Origin of the sequence: Streptomyces genisteinicus (assembly GCF_014489615.1) — a bacterium.
GTDB lineage: Bacteria > Actinomycetota > Actinomycetes > Streptomycetales > Streptomycetaceae > Streptomyces > Streptomyces genisteinicus.
Genome location: NZ_CP060825.1, coordinates 3,299,489 through 3,318,827 on the forward strand (window position 1 = coordinate 3,299,489; position 19,339 = coordinate 3,318,827).

At 74.0% G+C, this 19,339-nt stretch carries 15 protein-coding genes; 10 read left to right on the forward strand and 5 right to left on the reverse strand.

Annotation, left to right across the window (positions count from 1 at the left end; all coding sequences use genetic code 11):
- Positions 1 to 266 precede the first annotated feature (266 nt).
- Both IAG43_RS14410 and IAG43_RS14415 read right to left on the reverse strand, forming a co-directional pair.
- A complete protein-coding gene (locus IAG43_RS14410; protein ID WP_187741150.1) occupies positions 267 to 521 on the reverse strand; it encodes a MoaD/ThiS family protein in 255 nt (84 codons plus the stop codon).
- A gap of 58 nt (positions 522 to 579) precedes the next feature.
- Complete coding sequence (locus tag IAG43_RS14415; protein WP_187741151.1) at positions 580 to 1,440, reverse strand: alpha/beta hydrolase; 861 nt, start codon at positions 1,438 to 1,440, stop codon at positions 580 to 582.
- Positions 1,441 to 1,704: 264 nt separating this feature from the next.
- On the opposite strand from IAG43_RS14415, the gene IAG43_RS14420 reads away from it, so the two are divergent.
- Together IAG43_RS14420 and IAG43_RS14425 are read left to right on the forward strand one after the other, a co-directional pair.
- Positions 1,705 to 2,484 carry a response regulator transcription factor gene (locus tag IAG43_RS14420; protein WP_187741152.1) on the forward strand — a complete coding sequence of 260 codons (780 nt, stop codon included), beginning with the start codon at positions 1,705 to 1,707 and terminating at the stop codon, positions 2,482 to 2,484.
- A 23-nt stretch (positions 2,485 to 2,507) separates the two neighbouring features.
- Positions 2,508 to 3,536: a LacI family DNA-binding transcriptional regulator gene (locus tag IAG43_RS14425; RefSeq protein ID WP_187741153.1), complete on the forward strand. Its 1,029-nt coding sequence runs from the start codon at positions 2,508 to 2,510 to the stop codon at positions 3,534 to 3,536.
- Positions 3,537 to 3,936: 400 nt separating this feature from the next.
- On the opposite strand, the gene IAG43_RS14430 is transcribed toward IAG43_RS14425, so the two are convergent.
- Complete coding sequence (locus IAG43_RS14430) at positions 3,937 to 5,151, reverse strand: FG-GAP-like repeat-containing protein (protein ID WP_187741154.1); 1,215 nt, start codon at positions 5,149 to 5,151, stop codon at positions 3,937 to 3,939.
- A gap of 243 nt (positions 5,152 to 5,394) precedes the next feature.
- On the opposite strand from IAG43_RS14430, the gene IAG43_RS14435 reads away from it, so the two are divergent.
- From IAG43_RS14435 to IAG43_RS14450, 4 genes are all read left to right on the forward strand, one after another.
- Positions 5,395 to 6,597 carry a S1C family serine protease gene (locus IAG43_RS14435; RefSeq protein WP_246574336.1) on the forward strand — a complete coding sequence of 401 codons (1,203 nt, stop codon included), beginning with the start codon at positions 5,395 to 5,397 and terminating at the stop codon, positions 6,595 to 6,597.
- A gap of 21 nt (positions 6,598 to 6,618) precedes the next feature.
- Positions 6,619 to 7,332 (forward strand): response regulator transcription factor, encoded by a 714-nt coding sequence (locus IAG43_RS14440; RefSeq protein ID WP_187741155.1) that lies wholly within the window; start codon positions 6,619 to 6,621, stop codon positions 7,330 to 7,332.
- Entirely contained in the window at positions 7,329 to 8,789 is a 1,461-nt protein-coding gene (locus IAG43_RS14445; RefSeq protein ID WP_187741156.1) for a sensor histidine kinase, read from the forward strand. The genes IAG43_RS14440 and IAG43_RS14445 overlap by 4 nt, the downstream gene beginning before the upstream one ends.
- A 152-nt stretch (positions 8,790 to 8,941) precedes the next feature.
- Entirely contained in the window at positions 8,942 to 10,555 is a 1,614-nt protein-coding gene (locus tag IAG43_RS14450) for an ATP-binding cassette domain-containing protein (protein WP_246574337.1), read from the forward strand.
- Between the two features lie 110 nt (positions 10,556 to 10,665).
- Here IAG43_RS14450 and IAG43_RS14455 read toward each other — a convergent pair whose 3' ends face one another.
- Both IAG43_RS14455 and IAG43_RS14460 read right to left on the reverse strand, forming a co-directional pair.
- Entirely contained in the window at positions 10,666 to 11,538 is an 873-nt protein-coding gene (locus IAG43_RS14455; protein WP_187741158.1) for a phosphatidylinositol-specific phospholipase C, read from the reverse strand.
- Between the two features lie 148 nt (positions 11,539 to 11,686).
- Positions 11,687 to 13,507 (reverse strand): bifunctional metallophosphatase/5'-nucleotidase, encoded by a 1,821-nt coding sequence (locus IAG43_RS14460; RefSeq protein WP_187741159.1) that lies wholly within the window; start codon positions 13,505 to 13,507, stop codon positions 11,687 to 11,689.
- A gap of 273 nt (positions 13,508 to 13,780) precedes the next feature.
- Between IAG43_RS14460 and mshD the strand changes: the two genes are divergently transcribed.
- The 4 genes from mshD (at position 13,781) to IAG43_RS14480 (ending at position 18,988) form a co-directional block, all read left to right on the forward strand.
- Positions 13,781 to 14,704, forward strand: coding sequence for a mycothiol synthase (mshD, locus tag IAG43_RS14465; protein ID WP_187741160.1), 924 nt, complete (start codon positions 13,781 to 13,783; stop codon positions 14,702 to 14,704).
- A gap of 417 nt (positions 14,705 to 15,121) precedes the next feature.
- Positions 15,122 to 17,347, forward strand: a complete 2,226-nt coding sequence (locus IAG43_RS14470; RefSeq protein WP_187741161.1) for an RNA degradosome polyphosphate kinase — start codon at positions 15,122 to 15,124, stop codon at positions 17,345 to 17,347.
- 1 nt (position 17,348) lies between these two features.
- The gene (locus IAG43_RS14475; RefSeq protein WP_187741162.1) at positions 17,349 to 18,416 is read left to right on the forward strand and encodes a CHAD domain-containing protein; all 1,068 of its coding nucleotides are present in this window, start codon (positions 17,349 to 17,351) and stop codon (positions 18,414 to 18,416) included.
- Positions 18,417 to 18,571: 155 nt separating this feature from the next.
- A complete protein-coding gene (locus IAG43_RS14480) occupies positions 18,572 to 18,988 on the forward strand; it encodes an NUDIX hydrolase (protein WP_187744462.1) in 417 nt (138 codons plus the stop codon).
- Positions 18,989 to 19,339: the final 351 nt, after the last annotated feature.

The following is a 19,339-nucleotide window of genomic DNA, read 5'->3' on the forward strand; positions in this document are numbered from 1 at the left end:
CGCCGTCCGCCGGGTACGGCTGCCCGTGGGCGCCGGAGCCGTCCGCCGGGTGAGCGGCCGGATTCTGCGAGGTCTGCCCCGGGTGCTGCGCCTCGCCCCCGCCGTACGGACCGGGGGCGGCGGCCGGCTGCCCGTGCGGGTGGGAGCCGTACGCGCCGTGGGGCGCCTGCGTCCCGTAGGCCTCCTGCGTCCCGTACGGCTCCTGCGGCTCGTACCCGCCCTGAGGGCGGTACGGGTACTGCTGATCGCTGCTCATGCTGTGGGGTTCACCCTCCTGCGAACGGCGGGAGCACCTCGACCGTGCCGCCCTCGGCAAGCGCCACGGTCTCATGTCCGCGGGTGCCCACGGGGTCACCGTCGACCAGGAACGAACACCTCAGGAGCACACGGGTGAGCTCCCCCGGGTGGCGTTCGCGCACCGCGTCGAGCGCCTCGGCCAGCGTCGCGGCCGCGTACGGCTCCTCCGCCGTTCCCGCCGCGGCCTTGGCCGCGGCCCAGTAGCGGATGGTCCCCGCTGCCATGCCGGCACTCCTCTCGTTCGTGTCGCGCCGGTCTCCATGATGGGTCATGGCGGACGGGTCACGGCGCGACGGGCGCCGCCGCCAGCAGCCAGTGCGCGAGCCGGGCCAGGAGCGCGTCGTCGGCCGCGTTCTCCGCGTGGCCCATGCCGGGCTCCAGCCACAGCTCGGCGCCGCCGTCGGCCGCGGCCGCCAGCATCCTCGGATGGTCGAGCGGGAAGTAGGGGTCGCGGTCGCCGTGGACGATCAGCAGCGGGGTGGGCGCGATCAGCGGGACGGACTCGACGGGCGACAGCGGGACCGGGTCCCAGTCCTCCGTGTGGATACGGGTCCGGAAGCCGAACCGGCCCACCAGCCGGCCCGCGGGGCGGGTCACCACCCAGTGCAGGCGGCGCATCGGGGCCGTACCGCGGTAGTACCAACGGGCGGGCGCGCTCACCGCGGCCACCGCATCCACATGCGCCCCTGCGCGCCCTGTGCGCCCCTCGTGCTCCTGTGCGTCCGGTGCCGTATACGTCGCGGCATGGCGCAGGACGACGGAGCCGCCCATGGAGAAGCCGACCGTCACCACCCGCGCGTAGCCGAGGGTGCGTGCCCACGCCACGGCGGCGGCCAGATCGAGCACCTCCCGGTCGCCCACGGTGGAGCGCCCGCCCGAACGGCCGTGGCCGCGGAACGAGAAGGTCACGACCCCTGCGCGGCGCGCGAAGACCCGTGCCGCGCGGCGGACCGACGGCCGGTCGACGGAGCCGGTGAAACCGTGCGCCACGACGATCGCGGTCGTCGCCGGACCGCCCTCGCACGGGTCGTGCACGGCCTCGACCGGGACCCCGTCGGCGGTGAGCAATGTTGCGCTCCGGGGACCGGAAGAGATCCTGGACACGTCCACAGTGTGAAATCCGCCCTCTTCCGAAGAACTCATGTGGGTTATTCTCCTGGGCAGAGGATCCGGGCGAAGCAGCCCCCGGGTCCTTTTGTGTTTCCCGGACGTTGTTACGGCCAGGTGAACACAAGCTCACACAGGCTCTCGGGCGCGAGAGAGCCACCGTACGAAGCGCAGCCGCAGGCGTCCTCGCAGGGACCGAGGAGGAACCGACGTCATGGACGAGCGAACCGAGCACCGACCCGACCACCCGAGCCGATCCCCACACGACGACCGCACGGAGATCCGGGCAGGTGGGACGCGATGAGCTCTCTGCTGCTCCTGACCAACGCCCTCCAGCCCTCGACGGAGGTGCTGCCGGCCCTCGGGCTGCTGCTGCACAACGTCCGGGTGGCGCCCGCGGAGGGCCCCGCCCTCGTGGACACCCCCGGCGCGGACGTGATCCTCGTCGACGGCCGCCGCGACCTCCCGCAGGTGCGGTCGCTGTGCCAGCTGCTGCGCTCCACGGGCCCCGGCTGTCCGCTGATCCTCGTGGTCACCGAGGGGGGCCTCGCCGCCGTCACCGCCGACTGGGGCATCGACGACGTCCTGCTCGACACCGCGGGACCGGCCGAGGTCGAGGCGCGGCTGCGGCTCGCCATGGGCCGCCAGCAGATCACCTCCGACGACTCCCCCATGGAGATCCGCAACGGCGACCTCTCCGTGGACGAGGCGACGTACAGCGCCAAGCTCAAGGGCCGGGTCCTGGACCTGACCTTCAAGGAGTTCGAGCTCCTGAAGTACCTCGCCCAGCACCCGGGGCGGGTCTTCACCCGCGCCCAGCTCCTCCAGGAGGTCTGGGGCTACGACTACTTCGGCGGCACCCGCACCGTCGACGTCCACGTGCGGCGGCTGCGCGCCAAGCTCGGCCCCGAGCACGAGTCGCTCATCGGCACCGTGCGGAACGTCGGCTACCGCTTCGTCGCCCCCGAGAAGGTCGAGCGGGCCGCCGAGGAGGCCAAGGCGAAGGCCGCACCGGAGGTCACCCGGACGGAGGAAGAGCCTGTGATCGAGGAAGCGGCCGTACGGCCTGCCCAGAGGTAGGTCACCCCGCGTAGACTTCGCGCGTGGCCAAGGTGACGCGGGACGATGTGGCGCGACTGGCGGGTACTTCGACCGCCGTCGTCAGCTACGTCATCAACAACGGACCCCGGCCGGTCGCCCCGGCCACGCGCGAGCGGGTACTCGCCGCCATCAAGGAGCTGGGGTACCGGCCCGACCGGGTCGCCCAGGCGATGGCCTCGCGGCGGACCGACCTCATAGGCATGATCGTTCCGGACGCCCGGCAGCCGTTCTTCGCGGAAATGGCGCACGCCGTCGAACAGGCGGCCGCCGAGCGCGGGAAAATGGTGCTCGTCGGGAACTCCGACTACCGCGACGAACGCGAGGTCCACTATCTGCGGGCCTTCCTCGGGATGCGGGTGTCCGGTCTGATCCTGGTCAGCCAGGGTCCGAGCGAGCGCGCCGCCGCCGAGATCGAGGCGTGGGACGCGCGGGTCGTGCTGCTGCACGAGCGGCCCGAGGCGATCGACGACGTCGCCGTCGTCACCGACGACGTCGGCGGCGCCCAGCTCGCCACCCGGCACCTGCTGGAGCACGGCCACGAGTACGTCGCCTGTCTGGGCGGCGTGGAGAACACCCCGGAGGTCGGCGACCCGGTCGCGGACCACGTCGAGGGGTGGCGCCGTGCGATGCAGGAGTCCGGGCGCTCCACGGAGGGGCGCCTCTTCCAGGCCCCGTACAACCGCTACGACGCGTACCAGGTCGCCCTGAAGCTGCTCGCGGGCCCCGACCGGCCGCCGGCGATCTTCTGCTCCACGGACGACCAGGCCTTCGGTGTGCTGCGCGCCGCACGCGAACTGCGCATCGACGTCCCCGGCGAGCTGGCGGTCGCCGGCTTCGACGACGTCAAGGAGGCGGCGCTGACCGACCCGCCGCTGACGACGATCTCCTCGGACCGCCCGGCGATGGCGCGCGCCGCGGTCGACCTGGTCCTCGACGACGGCCTGCGGGTGGCGGGGTCGCGCCGCGAGCGCGTCAAGCAGTTCCCGTCCGGCCTGGTGATCCGCCGCTCCTGCGGCTGCGGCGAGGCGTAGGCGCGCAGGGCGCGCCGTGATGCCGGGGGCGCCCCCGGCGGACCGGGCTCCGCATCCCGGGCAACCCCACCCCCGTGGCCACGGCACGGCCCGCGGCCGCGCCCTCGAACGCCGGACGGGCCGGGACGCCCGGGTAGCTCCAGCCCCGCCGGCGATTGAGGCGCGGGGTCGGGGGGCAGAGCCCCGACGGACCGGGCCCCGCATCCCGGGCAACCCCGGTCGGGGGGCAGAGCCCCGGCGGACCGGGCCCCGTATCCCGGGCGACCCAGCCCCCGTGGCCGCGGCACGGCCCGCGGCCGCACCCTCGAACGCCGGACGGGCTGAGATGCCCGGGCGACCGTGACCCCGCGCGTCGGCGAGGCCCGGCCACCCGGGCAACCCCAGCCCCGCCGGACGGGGGTCACCAGGCTCCGTTCAGCCCCCACCAGTCGCCGTCGAGCTCCTCGGAGGCGCGGAACGGCGGGGTGCCGCCCGTGCCCCGGTAGCCGAGCAGCCAGCCGGGGTGGCCGCCCCGGTGGCGCTCGTTGGTGACGGTCAGCACGTCGTTGAGGGTGGAGCCGTTGTACGAACCGACGGCGACGAAGTTCTCCATGACCTGCCAGCCGCCGCCGACCAGGGTGCGGGAGCCGAAGGCGCCGCGGCCGTTGCCGGGGTAGAGCCACAGCTTGCCGGCGGTGTCGCGGGCCAGCAGGTCGGGCCGCTTGTCGCCGTTCAGGTCGCCCGGTCCGAGGAGGGCGTTCATCACCTGCCAGCCGCCGCCGACGAGCTTGCGGGAGCCGAAGGCGCGGCCGTTGCCCGGGTACATCCACAGCTTGCCCGCCGAGTCGCGGGCCAGCAGGTCGCCCCTGCCGTCACCGTTCAGGTCGCCGGCGGCCGCGATCTGGCGCATGACCTGCCAGCCGCCGCCGACGAGCTTGCGGGTGCCGAAGCCTCCGCGGCCGGTGCCGGGGTACAGCCACAGCTGTCCGGCCGTGTCGCGGGCGAGGAGGTCCTCGTCGCCGTCGCCGGTGAGGTCGCCGTGGCGGGTCATGGCGGTCATGGAGTTCCAGCCGCTGCCGACCAGCCGCCCGGTGCCGTCCCCGGGCAGCCGCCACAGCCGTCCGGCCATGTCGCGCACCAGGACGTCCGGGACCAGGTCGCGGTTGAGGTCGCCGAAGCCGGCGGGCGCCGCGGCGGGGTCGGCCCACCAGCGCGGGTAGGCGTTCAGCCAGCACTCGCGGTCGGTGCGCACGAACCGGATGGAACTGATCCGGCGGTCCATGTAGGGCGTGAAGCCGTACTCGCCGGACGAGGCGTTCGGCGACTCCCGCAGGAAGTCGGCGCCCTCGCCCGTCAGGTCGTAGTTCGGCTCGCTGTAGGCGCAGGCGTAGTTCCCCGCGCGGTTCACCAGCGAGCGGATCTTGTTGTCCCAGCTGCCGAGGGTGGCGAGATCCTTGTTCGTCTTGAACATCTCGCCGTCGCCCGAGGTGCCGCTGAAACCGCAGAAGTACCCCTTCGGGCAGCGCTCGGCGCCGCTCGCGGCCTGCGCGGTCTGGGCGGGCAGCCCGGCCGTCAGCAGTCCGGCCGCGACCAGCCCGGTCAGCGCGGTCAGAGCCCGTCTGATCCCCTTGTGCAATGCGGTGTCCTTCTTCCGACGCCCTTCGGGCGTGTGGGTGCGCTCAGGAGACCGCCGAACAGCCCCGGGGGTTGTACCGTTCGCGGGCGCCCCGGGCCCGGGGAACTCCGCGGCGCACGGTGCGTGACCCTCCCCGGACTCCCCGTCGCGCCCACCCGTCCTTATATCGGGCATACACGCTTCTGCCGGGCTTCTCAGCACCGTCTCAGACCGCTCTCATGTACCCGCACGAGAGTCGTTGCCATGAGCGACCACCACCGCCGCGACGGCCACACCGAGCCCGGATTCCCCCAGCAGCCGTACGAGACGCCGCAGCCGTACGGCGCGCCCCGGCCGCACGACACCCAGCCGTACGAGACGCCCCAGCCGTACGGCGCCCACCCGCACGCGCCCCGCGCGGACGACACCCGGCCGACCGCGCCGCTCACCCAGGCGGACGGCGGCTACCCGCCGCCCCCGTCGTACCGGCCCGCCGGCACGGTCACCGTGTGGCCCGGCGGCGGCGGACCCGGCTTCGAGCCGCCCGCTCAGCACCTCGCGCCCCCCGCGCCCGCGCCCGGACCCCGGTCCCGGCGCAGGGCCCGGGGCCCCGCCGCGCTGATCGCGGCCGTCGCGATCGCCGCGGCCGCCGTCGGCGGCGGCGCGTCCGCGCTCGTCGGCCACCTCGCCGGCGACGGGACGTCCCCGGGCTCCGGCGCCGTGAGCGGGACGACCGTGTCCCGCAGCAGCGCGGGCACCGTCGCGGGCGTGGCCGAGATGGTCTCGCCGAGCATCGTGGAGATCAGCGCGACGTCGGGCTCCGGACAGTCCACCGGCTCCGGCGTGATCATCACCTCGAACGGCGAGATCGTGACCAACAACCACGTGATCTCGGGCGCCGACACCGTCCGGGTGCAGCTCAGCGACGGCACGACGTACACCGCCGACGTCGTCGGCAAGGACCCCGACAAGGACCTCGCCCTGATCAAGCTGCGGAACGCCTCCGGGCTGAAGGCCGCCGCGCTCGGCGACTCCGGCTCCGTCGGGGTCGGCGACCAGGTCGTCGCCATCGGCTCGCCCGAAGGGCTCACCGGCACGGTCACCAGCGGCATCGTCTCCGCCCTCGACCGGGACGTGACCGTCGCCAAGGACGAGGAGCCGCAGGACCCGCAGCAGGACCCGCGCCAGAACTGGCCGTTCGAGTTCGGCGGGCAGCAGTTCAACGGGGACACCGGGGACTCGAAGACCACCTACAAGGCGATCCAGACCGACGCCTCGCTCAACCCGGGGAACTCCGGCGGTGCGCTGATCGACATGAACGGCAGGATCATCGGCATCAACTCGGCCATGTACTCGCCCAGTTCCGCCACCGGCTCCACCGCGGGCAGCGTCGGCCTCGGCTTCGCCATCCCGATCGACACCGTCAAGGCGGACCTGGACAGCCTCCGCTCCGGCGGCGGCGCCTGATCGCGTGCGAGGCTGGGCCCCATGACTGAAGGCGAGCGCATCCTCATCGTCGACGACGAGCCTGCCGTGCGTGAGGCGCTGCGGCGCTCCCTCGCGTTCGAGGGGTACGCGACCGAGGTCGCGGCCGACGGTCTGGAGGCACTGGCCCGGGCCGGGGAGTACCGCCCCGACCTGATCGTGCTCGACATCCAGATGCCCCGGATGGACGGGCTGACCGCGGCGCGCAGGCTGCGGGCGGCGGGCTCGCGGGTGCCGGTCCTGATGCTGACGGCACGCGACACGGTCGGCGACCGGGTCACCGGACTGGACGCGGGAGCGGACGACTACCTGGTCAAGCCCTTCGAACTGGACGAACTGCTCGCCCGGATCCGTGCCCTGCTGCGGCGCAGCACCTACACCGCGGCGGTGGCCGCCGCGGACGACGAGGACGTGCTGTCCTTCGCCGACCTGCGCATGAACCTGTCGACCCGCGAGGTCACCCGCGGCACCCGGCGCGTGGAGCTGACCCGTACCGAGTTCACCCTGCTGGAGCTCTTCCTCGCCCATCCGCGCCAGGTGCTGACCCGTGAGCAGATCCTGAAGGCCGTCTGGGGCTTCGACTTCGAACCCAGCTCCAACTCCCTGGACGTGTACGTGATGTACCTGCGGCGCAAGACGGAGGCCGGCGGCGAGCCGCGCCTCGTGCAGACCGTGCGGGGCGTCGGCTACGCCCTGCGGCCGGGCGGCCCCGAATGATCCGACGGCTGCGCGCGCTGCCCCTGCGGTCCCGTCTCGCGCTGCTGGTGGCCACGGCGGTGGCGGTCGCCGTGGCGGCCGTCTCCACCACCTGCTGGTTCGTGGTGCGCGGCAAGCTGTACGACGAGGTGGACGCGAAGCTGCGCACCACCCGGCAGAGCATCGACCTGCGGGCCGTCGACGTGGCGGCGACGCTGCGCGCCTGCCCGCCGTCCGCGTCCTCGCAGGACGAGTTCGGCCGCCCGAAGGACTACTACTTCCAGCTGGTCACCGCCGCGGGCGACGAGCCGTGCGTCTTCGCCGCCGTCTCCGCCGGCACCGTGGAGGTGACCGGGGCGGACCGGGCGGTGGCCCGGGAGGCGGACCGGCTGGTCCGGCCGGGCGAGCCGGACGGGGGGACGTTCCGCGACGGCACCGACACCGAGGGCCGGTCGGTGCGGGTGCTCACGGTCGCCGCCGCGACGGACGGCGCGGTGTTCAAGGACACCGCGCTGATGATCGGCGTGCCGCTGCGGGAGACCGAACGCACCCTCGACGACCTGGCCCTGCTGCTGCTCCTGGTCTCCGGCATCGGCGTGATCGGGGCCGGGGCGACCGGCCTGTGGGTGGCGCGGACGGGGCTCGCGCCGGTGGACCGGCTGACCGGCGCGGTCGAGCACGTGGCCCGTACCGAGGACCTGAGTGTGCGCATCCCGGTCGAGGGCGACGACGAGATCACCCGGCTGTCGCGCTCCTTCAACGCGATGACGGCCGCGCTGGCCGCGTCCCGGGATCTCCAGCAGCAGCTCATCGCGGACGCCGGGCACGAACTGCGCACCCCGCTCACCTCCTTGCGCACCAACATCGAGTTGCTGGCCAGGAGCGAGGAGACCGGCCGGGCGATCCCGCCGGACGACCGCCGGGCCCTGCTGGCCTCGGTGAAGGCGCAGATGACCGAACTGGCCGCGCTGATCGGCGACCTCCAGGAGCTGTCCCGCCAGGACGGCCCCGCGCACGGACGCACGGTGCAGGTGGTCGCCCTGCACGAGATCCTGGACGTCGCGCTGGAGCGGGCGAGGCTGCGGGGTCCCGAGCTGTCGTTCACCGCCGACGTCCGGCCCTGGTACGTGCGCGGGGAGCAGGCGGCGCTGGAACGGGCGCTGGTGAACGTCCTCGACAACGCGGTGAAGTTCTCGCCGCCCGGCGGGCGGGTCGAGGTGGAGCTGCGCGACGGCACCCTCTCGGTGCGCGACCACGGGCCGGGGATCGGCGCCGAGGAGCTGCCCCATGTCTTCGAACGGTTCTGGCGGTCGCCGTCGGCGCGCTCGCTGCCCGGTTCGGGCCTCGGGCTGTCCATCGTGGCCCGTACCGTCCAGCAGGCGGGCGGCGAGGTGTCGCTCGCTCCGGCGGACGGCGGCGGCACCCGGGCGGTGATCCGCCTGCCGGGCGCGCCGACTCCCCCGCCCGCATCCCCCTGAGGAGGCCCGCTCCGCGGCTCTTCCCACCGGCTCCGGTCCTCGCGAGACGTAGCGTCTTGCGAGGGCCGGAGTCCTGCGCTATGGTCGACGACGAACCAACAAGACGCTACGTCTCGTCTTGTTTGATCTGTCCCCGACGGAAGAAGCCGCCCTTGTTCCCATCCGCCACCGCCACCACCCTCCGCTCCCAGCTGAGCCTCACCGGCGTCACCAAGCGCTACGACGACCGCCTCGTCCTCGACCGGGTCTCCTTCGCCCTGCGCCCCGGCGAGAAGGCCGGGGTGATCGGCGACAACGGCTCCGGCAAGTCGACCCTGCTGCGTCTGCTGGCCGGGGCCGAGCAGCCGGACGCCGGCACGGTCACCGTCGTCGCCCCCGGCGGCACGGGCCACCTCCCCCAGACCCTCGACCTCCCCGGATCTGCACGGGTCGGCGACGCGATCGACCTCGCGCTGGCGCCCCTGCGCCGGCTGGAGCACCGCATCCGCGCCGCGGAGGCCTCCCTGCACCGCACCGGTGAGGCGGGGGAGCGGGAGTACGCACGGCTGCTGACGGAGTTCGAGGTACGCGGCGGACCCGGCGCGGACCGCCGTGTCGCCCGCACGCTGCACCGGCTCGGCGACCGTTCACCGCTCGACCGCGAGCGGACGCTCGGCAGCCTCTCCGGCGGCCGCCGGGCCCGGCTCGCGCTCGCCGCGACCCTCGCGGCCGCCCCCGAGCTGCTGCTGCTCGACGAGCCGACCAACGACCTCGACGACGAGGCGGTGGCCTGGCTGGAGGAGCACCTGCGGGCCCATCCGGGCACGGTCGTCGCCGTCACCCACGACCGCGCCTTCCTCGACCGGGTGACCACCACCGTGCTGGAGGTCGACCCCGAAACGCGCACGGTGCGCCGCCACGGCAACGGCTACCGGGGCTTCCTCACCGCCAGGGCGGCCGACCGGGCACGCCGGCAGCGGGAGCACGAGGAGTGGCGCGAGGAGGTCGAACGGCAGTCGCGGCTCGCCGCGGCAGGCGCCGGACAGCTGGCCGCCGTCCCGCGCAAGGGCCCTCGCGGGTTCAGCGGCGCGGGCGCCTTCCGCGCCCGGTCGCGGGCGCACGGCGCGGCGGGCCGCATCCGCAACGCCCGCGAGCGGTTGCAGCGTCTCACCGACGCCCCGGTGCGGCCGCCGGCGGAGCCGCTGCGCTTCACGGCGCCCGTCGAGGGGGCGGCGGACGGGCCGGTGCTCCTGTCGGACGTGCGGGTGCCCGGCCGGCTGACGCTGGACGCGCTGGAGGTCCCGGCCGGTGGCCGGCTGCTGGTCACCGGGCCCAACGGCGCCGGCAAGTCGACCCTGCTCTCGGTACTGGCCGGTGAACTCGCCCCCGCCGCGGGCGAGGTGACGCGCCCGGCACGAGTGGGGCTGCTGCGCCAGGGCGCCGACCCGGTGCCCCACGGGCACACGGCCGCCGAGCTGTACGGGGAGGGGCGGGCGGAGCGGATCGCGGGCACCGGACTGCTGCGGGAGTCGGATCTCCTGCGCCCGGTGCGGACGCTCTCCGCCGGTCAGCGGCGCCGGCTGGAGCTCGCGCTGCTGCTGGCCCGTCCGGTGGACCTGCTGCTGCTCGACGAGCCGACCAACCACCTCTCCCCCGGCCTGGTGGAGGAGGTGGAGGCCGCACTCGCCGGATACGCGGGGACGCTGGTCGTCGTCACCCACGACCGCCTGCTGCGGTCCCGTTTCCCCGGGCGGCGGCTCGCCCTGCCGGGGCGGGACGCCGCCTGACCGGCACGACCGCGGGCGTCCGGGCGGCCCGCCCGGCGCCGGAGCGCCGCCCCCGGACCGGTCCGGGGAACACCCCGGACCGGCCGGCCGGCACCTCGGGGCCGGGTTGTTCAGCCGTTGTGGCGGATGAGGGACTCCACGAGCCCGGCGCGGGTGTTCGGGTAGTCCATGGGGACGATCCCCAGGCCCCGCCAGCCGCTCGCCTCCGCACCGTCGAGGAAGGCGTGGACCCGCGGGTTGAGGTTGTCCGAGTTCCACCGCGGCGGCAGGTAGGCGGAGGTGGAGACGTAGTTGACGTACAGCTTGCCGGGCTGCTGCGCCGCCTTGCGGAAGTGCGCCTGGATCTTGGAGAACTTCGGGTCGGGCAGGGCGTTCCAGTCGTCCTGCACGTCGAAGTGGGCCCCGTCGGCGTACCGGACGCCGGGCAGCCCGCCGTTGTCCCCGAGGAGCACCACCCGGCCGCGGGCCTCGCCGAGCGCCGGGATGCCGTCGCCGATGCGGAACAGCGGGCGCCAGCCGCGGTTGTCCAGGTAGTCGTCGAAGACGGCCCGGAAGGTGGCGTCGCTCTCGCCCGAGTACTCCTGCTTGACCCGCATCAGCACCGTCTCGGAGGGCTGCGCGGCGAGGAAGTCCCGGCAGGCGATGAGCACGTCGCCGAACATCATGTTCTGGTAGGACGGCCCGTGGTGGATGGCGAACGAGCCGCCGGTGACCCGGCAGCGGACGTCGAGGAAGCGGATTCCGCTCGCCAACTGCTGGGCGATGGTGGTGTTCTGGCACTCCGACCACGGCCCGCCGAAGCGGGCGCCGGAGTCGTGGGTGCCGGGGATGGTCAGTCGTTGCAGGGGTGTCGAGTCGGCCGCACCGGCCATCCAGTCCCTGGTGGACAGGGTGCGGCGGGGTGCGGCGGCGGCGTGGGGGGTGCCGATGAGGGCGGCGGCCGGGACGGCGGCCAAGCCCGCGAGGAATCTCCGTCGGTCCATCCGCGGAGTATGTCGAGTTCACGACAAACGCACCAGACCCCGGAGAGCCGTCCGGAGACGGGGAGCCGCCCGGGGACGGAAAGGCCGCCCGGGACGCGGAAGGGGCGGCGGGCACCCGGCCCGCCGCCCCTCACCGCACGTGCCGTGACTACCGGACCACGGTGATCCGGTCCGTGGCCGGCGGCGCGATCGGCACCGCGGCCGAGGAGTTCGCCGCCAGGTAGGCGTTGAAGACGTCCAGGTCGGAGGCGCCCACCAGCTTGTTGGTGTGCTCCTTCAGCACCGCGAAACCGTCACCGCCGCCCGCGAGGAACTCGTTCATCGCGACCCGGTAGGTCTTCGCCGGGTCGATCGCCGCGCCGTCGAGCTTCACCGAGTCCACGACGATCCGGGCGGCGCCCGACTTCGTCAGGTCCAGGGTGTAGGTGAAGCCCTTCGACACCTGGAGGATCTTCGGCGACGCCTCGTTGCCCCCGCTCACCTGCTGCTGCAGCGCGGTGATCAGCTGGGCTCCGGTCAGGTCCACCACGTTCATCATGTTGGTGAACGGCTGGACCGTGAACGCCTCCCCGTAGGTCACCACCCCGTCGCCCTCGCCGCCCGAGGCCTTGAAGACGAGGTCGGAGCGGATGCCGCCCGGGTTCATCAGCGCCAGCTGGGCGCCGCCCTTGTCGGCCGGGGCGAGCCCGGCGAGCTGCGCGTCCGCGATCAGGTTGCCCAGCGGCTTCTCCGGCTCCGTGGAGCCGCGGCCCACGATGTCGGCCGAGATCCAGCCCTGCGGGCGGCTCGCGATGGGCGCGGCCAGCTTGTTCCAGCGCGCGATCAGGTCCGTCATGTCCTGCGCCTTGGGCTGGTCGCGGCGGACGATGTGGTTCGCCGAGGTCACCGCCGTGCGCACGATGTCGTGGGTGCGCTTGTCGTAGGTGAGCGTGGTGTCCGTGTACAGCTTCCCGAACGACGAGGCCGAGGTCACCATGCGGGGCTTGCCCGACGGGTCCGGGATCGTGCACACGTACGCCTGGTGGGTGTGGCCGGTGACCAGCGCGTCGACCTTGGGCGTGATGCCCTTGGCGATCTCCGCGATCGGTCCCGAGATGCCGTCGCCGGGACCGGGCGAGTCGCAGTCGTAGTTGTACGCCGTGGAGGCCGGCGAACCGCCCTCGTGGATCAGCGCCACGATCGACTTCACGCCCTTGCGGTCCAGCTCGCGGGCGTACCGGTTGATGGTGTCGACCTCGTCGTGGAACTTCAGGCCCTTGATGCCGTTCGCGCTGACGATGTCGGGCGTGCCCTCCAGCGTGACGCCGATGAAGCCGATCTTGACGCCGTTCTTCCGCCAGACCGTGTACGGCTCGAGGATCGGCTTGCCGGTCTTCTCCTTGGTGACGTTGGCCGCCAGGTACGGGAAGTCCGCACCCTCGAACTCCTCGCCCTCCTCGAAGCAGCCCTCGACCGGGTGGCAGCCGCCGTTCTGGAGGCGCGCCAGCTCCACGGCGCCCTCGTCGAACTCGTGGTTGCCCACGCCCGCGACGTCGAGGTTCAGCTGGTTCAGCGCCTCGATGGTCGGCTCGTCGTGGAACAGGCCCGAGAGCAGCGGGCTGGCGCCGACCAGGTCACCGGCCGCGGCCGTCACCGAGTACGGGTTGCCGCCGCGCGCGGTGCGCAGCGAGGTCGCCAGGTACTCGACGCCGCCGGCCGGGACCGACACCGTCGTGCCGTCCGGCTGGATCTCGGAGACCGTCCCGGCGGAGCCGGCCGGCGGCTCCAGGTTGCCGTGCAGGTCGTTGAAGGAGAGCAGCTGCACGTCGACGGTGCGCGGCTTGCTGTGGTGACCGCCGTGCCGGTCGCCGTGGGCGGCGCCGGCCGGCATCGCGGCGACGAGCGCGCCGGCGGTGGCGAGGCCCGCGGCGGCGGCGAGCACACGCCGGGTGCGCCGGGTCGCGGGGTTGTTCTGGGATCTGGCTGACATCTGTCCCCTTGTCAGTTACAGCGTGGGGGTGGGACGCGGGGCCGTTCGGCGACGGCCCGCAGGCACGCAGCCTAGGGTCAACGCGCGTAGCGCGACAGGGGGACGCGGGTTACGACCTGGTTGCCATCGGCCGCGATCGTGCGCCACCGGGCGAAAGAAGGACGTACCGCACGGATGCCGTACGGATGCCGCGCGGAGGCCGGAGGACGACCGTGCGGGACGCGGGGTCCGGTGCCGTGCCGCCCCGGCCCGCACCCGCCGTACCGTGGACCCATGACGATCGACGCAGTGATTCCGGAGCCCGGCCGGCAGATCCACTCCCTCGACGAACTGAGCGCCGAACAGGCCGACGCCGTCTCCGCCATGCTGTCCGAGGCGGCACGGTCGGACGGGATGCAGGCCGTCTCCGAGCAGGGCCGGCTGCAACTGCGCGGCGGGCCCCGGGAGGGCGTGCGGCACTTCCTGCTCACCGTGGAGGGCCTGCTCGTCGGCTACGCCCAACTGGAGGACACGGACCCGGTCGAGGCCCCCGCGGCCGAGCTCGTCGTCCACCCCTCGCACCGCGGACGCGGCCACGGACGGGCACTGGGCACCACGCTGCTGGACGCCTCGGGCAAGCGCCTGCGGATGTGGGCGCACGGCGGGAAGCCGGCCGCGCGCCACCTGGCACAGGTCCTGGGCCTGACGCTCTTCCGCGAACTGCGCCAGCTCCGGCGCCCCTTGGGACCCGACTCGGTTCCCCCGCAGGACTACCCGCGCGGGGTCACGGTCCGCACCTTCGTGCCCGGCGAGGACGACGCCGAATGGCTCGCGGTCAACGCCGCCGCCTTCGCCCACCACCCCGAACAGGGTGCGCTGACCCAGCGCGACCTGGACGACCGCAAGGCCGAACCCTGGTTCGACCCGCAGGGCTTCTTCCTGGCGGTCCGGGACGGCGAGATCATCGGCTTCCACTGGACCAAGGTCCACGCCGAGGAGCAGCTGGGCGAGGTCTACGTCGTGGGCATCCGCCCGGACGCCCAGGGCGGCGGACTCGGCAAGGCCCTGACCGCCACGGGCCTGCGCCACCTGGCCGCCCAGGGCCTGCCGACGGCCATGCTCTACGTCGACGCGGACAACCCGGCGGCGCTGCGGGTCTACGGACAACTCGGCTTCGTGACGCACGAGGTGGACCTGATGTACCGCACCGAGTCCTGACGGCCCCCGGGGCCGGGGCGCAGCCGCCCCGGCCGCGGCCCGCCCCGCCCACCGGGGCGGTGCGGGAGCCTCCCGGCACGGTTCGGAACGCTCCCCGGCCCCGGCGGTCTCCCCGGCCCGGGTACGACCGGCCGGCCGGGCGGGACCGGACGCGCACCGGGCCGCCGCCCCCACCGGAAGTCGCCCCGCGCCCCGCCCGCGACCCCGCCCGGAGACCCCGTGCCGGGGCGCCCGCGGACCCCCCGGGGCCGCGCCCCGCTTTCCCGCACGTCATGTCGTCGTTACCGGGCATTCAGACACCCTTGCGACCCTCTCCCAATGCAGCCCGCCGTGCCCGACTCCCCGAACGGGAGAAAAGCCCTCACTCCGGCCCTCTCCGACGCGCCGGTGACCCTCTCGGCGCGGAAGAATGGGTTCATGAGCCAGCAGCCCGCCGAGGTCCCGGTCCAGCACCCCCAGCCGTCCGTCGCGTCCATAGCCGCGCACCGGCCGCACACCGTCGCCGCCACCGTCTCCGATCTCGAACCCGATCTCGACGCCGACGCCGACGCCTACGAGGACGACCACACCCTCGGCGCCGAGCTCCCGCAGGGCCGTTTCCTGGACCGGGAGCGCAGCTGGCTCGCCTTCAACGAACGCGTGCTCGAACTCGCGGAGGACCCGACCACGCCCCTGCTGGAGCGTGCGAACTTCCTCGCGATCTTCGCGTCCAACCTGGACGAGTTCTTCATGGTGCGGGTGGCCGGACTCAAGCGCCGCATCGCGACCGGCGTCGCCACCCGCTCGGCCTCCGGGCTCCAGCCGCGCGAGGTGCTCGACCTGATCTGGACCCGTTCGCGTGAACTCATGGCCCGGCACGCCGCCTGCTACCAGCAGGACGTGGCCCCGGCCCTCGCGGACGAGGGCATCCACCTGATCCGCTGGCCGGAGCTCACCGAGAAGGAGCAGGCCCGCCTCTTCACCCTGTTCCGGCAGCAGATCTTCCCCGTCCTCACTCCGCTGGCCGTCGACCCCGCGCACCCGTTCCCCTACATCTCCGGGCTCTCCCTGAACCTGGCCGTGGTCGTGCGCAACCCGGTGAGCGGCCACCGCCACTTCGCCCGGGTCAAGGTGCCCCCGCTGCTCTCCCGCTTCCTGGAGGCCAGCCCGCAGCGGTACGTGCCGCTGGAGGACGTCATAGCGGCCCACCTCGAAGAACTCTTCCCCGGCATGGAGGTCCTCGCCCACCACGCCTTCCGGGTGACCCGCAACGAGGACCTGGAGGTGGAGGAGGACGACACCGAGAACCTCCTCCAGGCCCTGGAGAAGGAGCTCATGCGGCGCCGCTTCGGCCCGCCGGTGCGCCTGGAGGTCGAGGAGTCCATCGACCCGTACGTGCTCGACCTGCTGGTCCGCGAGCTGAAGATCTCCGACGCCGAGGTCTACCCGCTGCCGGGCCCGCTCGACCTCACCGGCCTCTTCGGCATCTCGGCGCTCGACCGGCCGGAGCTGAAGTTCCCGAAGTTCGTCGCCGGCACCCACCGCGACCTGGCCGAGGTGGAGTCCGCGTCCGCGCCCGACGTCTTCATGGCCCTGCGCGAGCGGGACGTGCTGCTGCACCACCCGTACGACTCGTTCTCCACCTCCGTCCAGGCCTTCCTGGAACAGGCCGCGGCCGACCCGGACGTCCTCGCGATCAAGCAGACGCTGTACCGCACCTCCGGCGACTCGCCCATCGTCGACGCCCTGATCGACGCCGCCGAGTCCGGCAAGCAGGTGCTGGTGCTGGTCGAGATCAAGGCGCGCTTCGACGAGCAGGCGAACATCAAGTGGGCGCGGAAGCTGGAGGAGGCCGGCTGCCACGTCGTCTACGGCCTGGTCGGGCTGAAGACGCACTGCAAGCTGTCGCTGGTGGTCCGCCAGGAGGGCGACACGCTGCGCCGCTACTCCCACGTCGGCACCGGCAACTACCACCCCAAGACCGCGCGGCTCTACGAGGACCTGGGCCTGCTCACCGCGGACCCGCAGGTCGGTGCCGACCTCTCCGACCTGTTCAACCGGCTCTCCGGGTACTCGCGGCGCGAGACGTACCGGCGGCTGCTGGTCGCCCCGAAGTCGCTGCGCGACGGACTCGTCTCCCGAATAGACAAGGAGATCACCCACCACCGGGCCGGCCGCCTCGCGTACGTCCGCATCAAGGTCAACTCGATGGTCGACGAGGCCGTCATCGACGCCTGCTACCGGGCGGCGATGGCCGGTGTCCCGGTGGACATCTGGGTACGCGGCATCTGCGCGATCCGCCCCGGTGTGGCGGGCCTCTCGGAGAACATCCGCGTCCGCTCGGTGCTCGGGCGCTTCCTGGAGCACTCCCGCGTCTTCGCCTTCGGCAACGGCGGCGAACCGGAGGTGTGGTTCGGCAGCGCCGACATGATGCACCGCAACCTCGATCGCCGCATCGAGGCCCTGGTCCGGGTCACCGACCCGGCCCACCGCGCGACCCTGACCCGGTTCCTGGAAGCCGGCATGTCCGACACGACGTCGTCCTGGCACCTCGGCCCCGACGGCTCCTGGACCCGGCACGCCACGGATGCCGACGGCCAGCCGCTGCGGCACGTACAGGAGATGCTCATTGACGCCCGGAGGCGCAGGCGTGCACAGCCCTGAGATGTCCCGCACCGACACCGCCACGGCGGGCGAGGCCCTCGCCCGCTACCTGCACACGCAGGCGGGCGGCTTCCTGCGCAGCCTGCGCCTGCACGGCGAGAGCGGCGCGGACACGGCGGGCGCGGCGGAAGCCGCCCGTTCGCTGCGGTCGTCGGCACGGCGGATCAGCGGCAGCCTGTCCACGTTCCGCCCGCTGCTCGACCCGGACTGGGCGGACGCGCTGCGCGCGGAACTGGGCTGGCTGTCGGCGACCCTCGCCCTGGAACACGCCTGCACCTCCCGGATGGTCCGGCTGCTGGACGCCCTGTCCCGCCTCTCGGGCACCTCGCCGGTGCCGCGGGCCCGTACCGAGCCGGTCCCGCTCTCGGCGCACGGAACCTCGGCGCACGGACCCGGGGCGCACGGGCCGGCGGAGGGCGGCCCCACGCCCCGGCGCGGCGGGGCGCTCACCGTGGGGGCGGCGCGCGCCGGGGCGCTGCTGGAGCGCCGGCTGACCCTCGCCCGGACCCGGGCGCACTCGGCCGCGCTCGGCGCACTCGGCTCCGCCCGCTTCCACGCGGTCGCGGACTCGGTCGCCTTACTGGCCTCGGACCTCCCGCTCGCCCCCGCCGCGGCGGGCCCCGCCGACGAGGTGCTGGGCCTGCTCGCGGAGGCCGGCGAACGCCGGCTGCTGGACGCCGTCGCCGAGCTGCCGCTGGGCCGGGCCGCCCATCCGTACAACGCCGAGGCCCTGGTCAACGGCCTCGCCTCCGACCCGGCCGCCGAGCAGCAGGACGCCCCCTGGCACGAGGTCAGGCGCCTGCTGCGGCTGCACCGCTACGCGCGGGAGGTGCTGCGGCCCGGAGACGACCCGGTGCTGTGCCACGCGGGGCTGGTGCTCGACCACCACCGGGAGGCCGCCGACGCCTCCGAGGCCGCCGCGGACGCCGCGCGCACCCCGCGGATCGCGCCGGCCACCGCGTACGCCCTCGGAGTGCTCCACGCGGACCAGCGGCACGAGGTGGAAGCGGCCAGGTTCGCCTTCCAGCAGGAGTGGCGGCACGCCACGGCGGCGGTGCCCGCGCCGTGACCGGCGACGGACTCCCCCACGACGACCGGCGCCGGCAGCCCTCCGGCCCGGCGCAGGGCCCGGTCCACGGCCCCGGTCCCGGCCACAGCCACAGCCACAGCCACAGCCACAGCCACACGAACGAGCCAGGTCACGACGACTCCGGGTACGGCCCGGTGGGGCCCGACACCGTCCTGGCCGCCGGATGCGTGCTCTGGCGCCGCGCCCCGTACGGGCACGACCGGGTGGAGATCTGCCTGGTCCACCGGCCCAAGTACGACGACTGGTCGCACCCCAAGGGCAAGCTCAAGCGGGGCGAGGACGCCCTCGCCGCCGCCCTGCGCGAGGTCCTGGAGGAGACCGGCCACCGCTGTGTGCCGGGTTCCCGGCTGCCCTCGGTCCGCTACGTCGCGAACGGCCGGCCCAAGCACGTCAGCTACTGGGCCGCGGAGACCCGGTCCGGGTCCTTCGCCGCCAGCGCCGAGGTGGACGCCATCGCCTGGCTCTCGCCGGCGGCGGCCCGCGCCCGGCTCACCCAGCCCCGGGACCGCGTCCTGCTCGACGCGATGCTGGACTCCCTGAGCACCGCCTGACCCCTGGGCCCCTGCCCGGGCGCGCCTTCGGCGCAGCGGCAGCCTGGGGGCCGCCCCGAGGGCCCGACGCGCGGCCCCGTCGAGGCCCCGGCCCGCCGCGCCCTCGCACCGTCCCGCCTGGTTCCCCGCGCTGGTTCCCCGCCCTGTGTCCCCGCGCGCCCTCGCCACGCGGGCGCGCCGCGCGGCCCGTACCCCCGCCGGCCCGTCCGCGCACCCTGCCCGGCCTGCGGTCGCGTCCTCCGCCGCCCGCCGCCCGTACCTGCCACGCGTTCGGGTGACGACGGCCCGCCGACGAGCCGACCCGCCCGTACGGCGCAATCCTGGGGAGGAGCACCAGGCCGCCCGCCACGG

Bases quoted from the DNA above. Each gene is read 5' to 3' on its own strand.
- IAG43_RS14410 (WP_187741150.1), bottom strand. From the start codon at position 521: ATGGCAGCGGGGACCATCCGCTACTGGGCCGCGGCCAAGGCCGCGGCG.
- IAG43_RS14415 (WP_187741151.1), bottom strand. From the start codon at position 1,440: ATGAGTTCTTCGGAAGAGGGCGGATTTCACACTGTGGACGTGTCCAGG.
- IAG43_RS14420 (WP_187741152.1), top strand. From the start codon at position 1,705: ATGAGCTCTCTGCTGCTCCTGACCAACGCCCTCCAGCCCTCGACGGAG.
- IAG43_RS14435 (WP_246574336.1), top strand. From the start codon at position 5,395: ATGAGCGACCACCACCGCCGCGACGGCCACACCGAGCCCGGATTCCCC.
- IAG43_RS14440 (WP_187741155.1), top strand. From the start codon at position 6,619: ATGACTGAAGGCGAGCGCATCCTCATCGTCGACGACGAGCCTGCCGTG.
- IAG43_RS14445 (WP_187741156.1), top strand. From the start codon at position 7,329: ATGATCCGACGGCTGCGCGCGCTGCCCCTGCGGTCCCGTCTCGCGCTG.
- IAG43_RS14455 (WP_187741158.1), bottom strand. From the start codon at position 11,538: ATGGACCGACGGAGATTCCTCGCGGGCTTGGCCGCCGTCCCGGCCGCC.
- IAG43_RS14460 (WP_187741159.1), bottom strand. From the start codon at position 13,507: ATGTCAGCCAGATCCCAGAACAACCCCGCGACCCGGCGCACCCGGCGT.
- mshD (WP_187741160.1), top strand. From the start codon at position 13,781: ATGACGATCGACGCAGTGATTCCGGAGCCCGGCCGGCAGATCCACTCC.
- IAG43_RS14470 (WP_187741161.1), top strand. From the start codon at position 15,122: ATGAGCCAGCAGCCCGCCGAGGTCCCGGTCCAGCACCCCCAGCCGTCC.
- IAG43_RS14475 (WP_187741162.1), top strand. From the start codon at position 17,349: ATGTCCCGCACCGACACCGCCACGGCGGGCGAGGCCCTCGCCCGCTAC.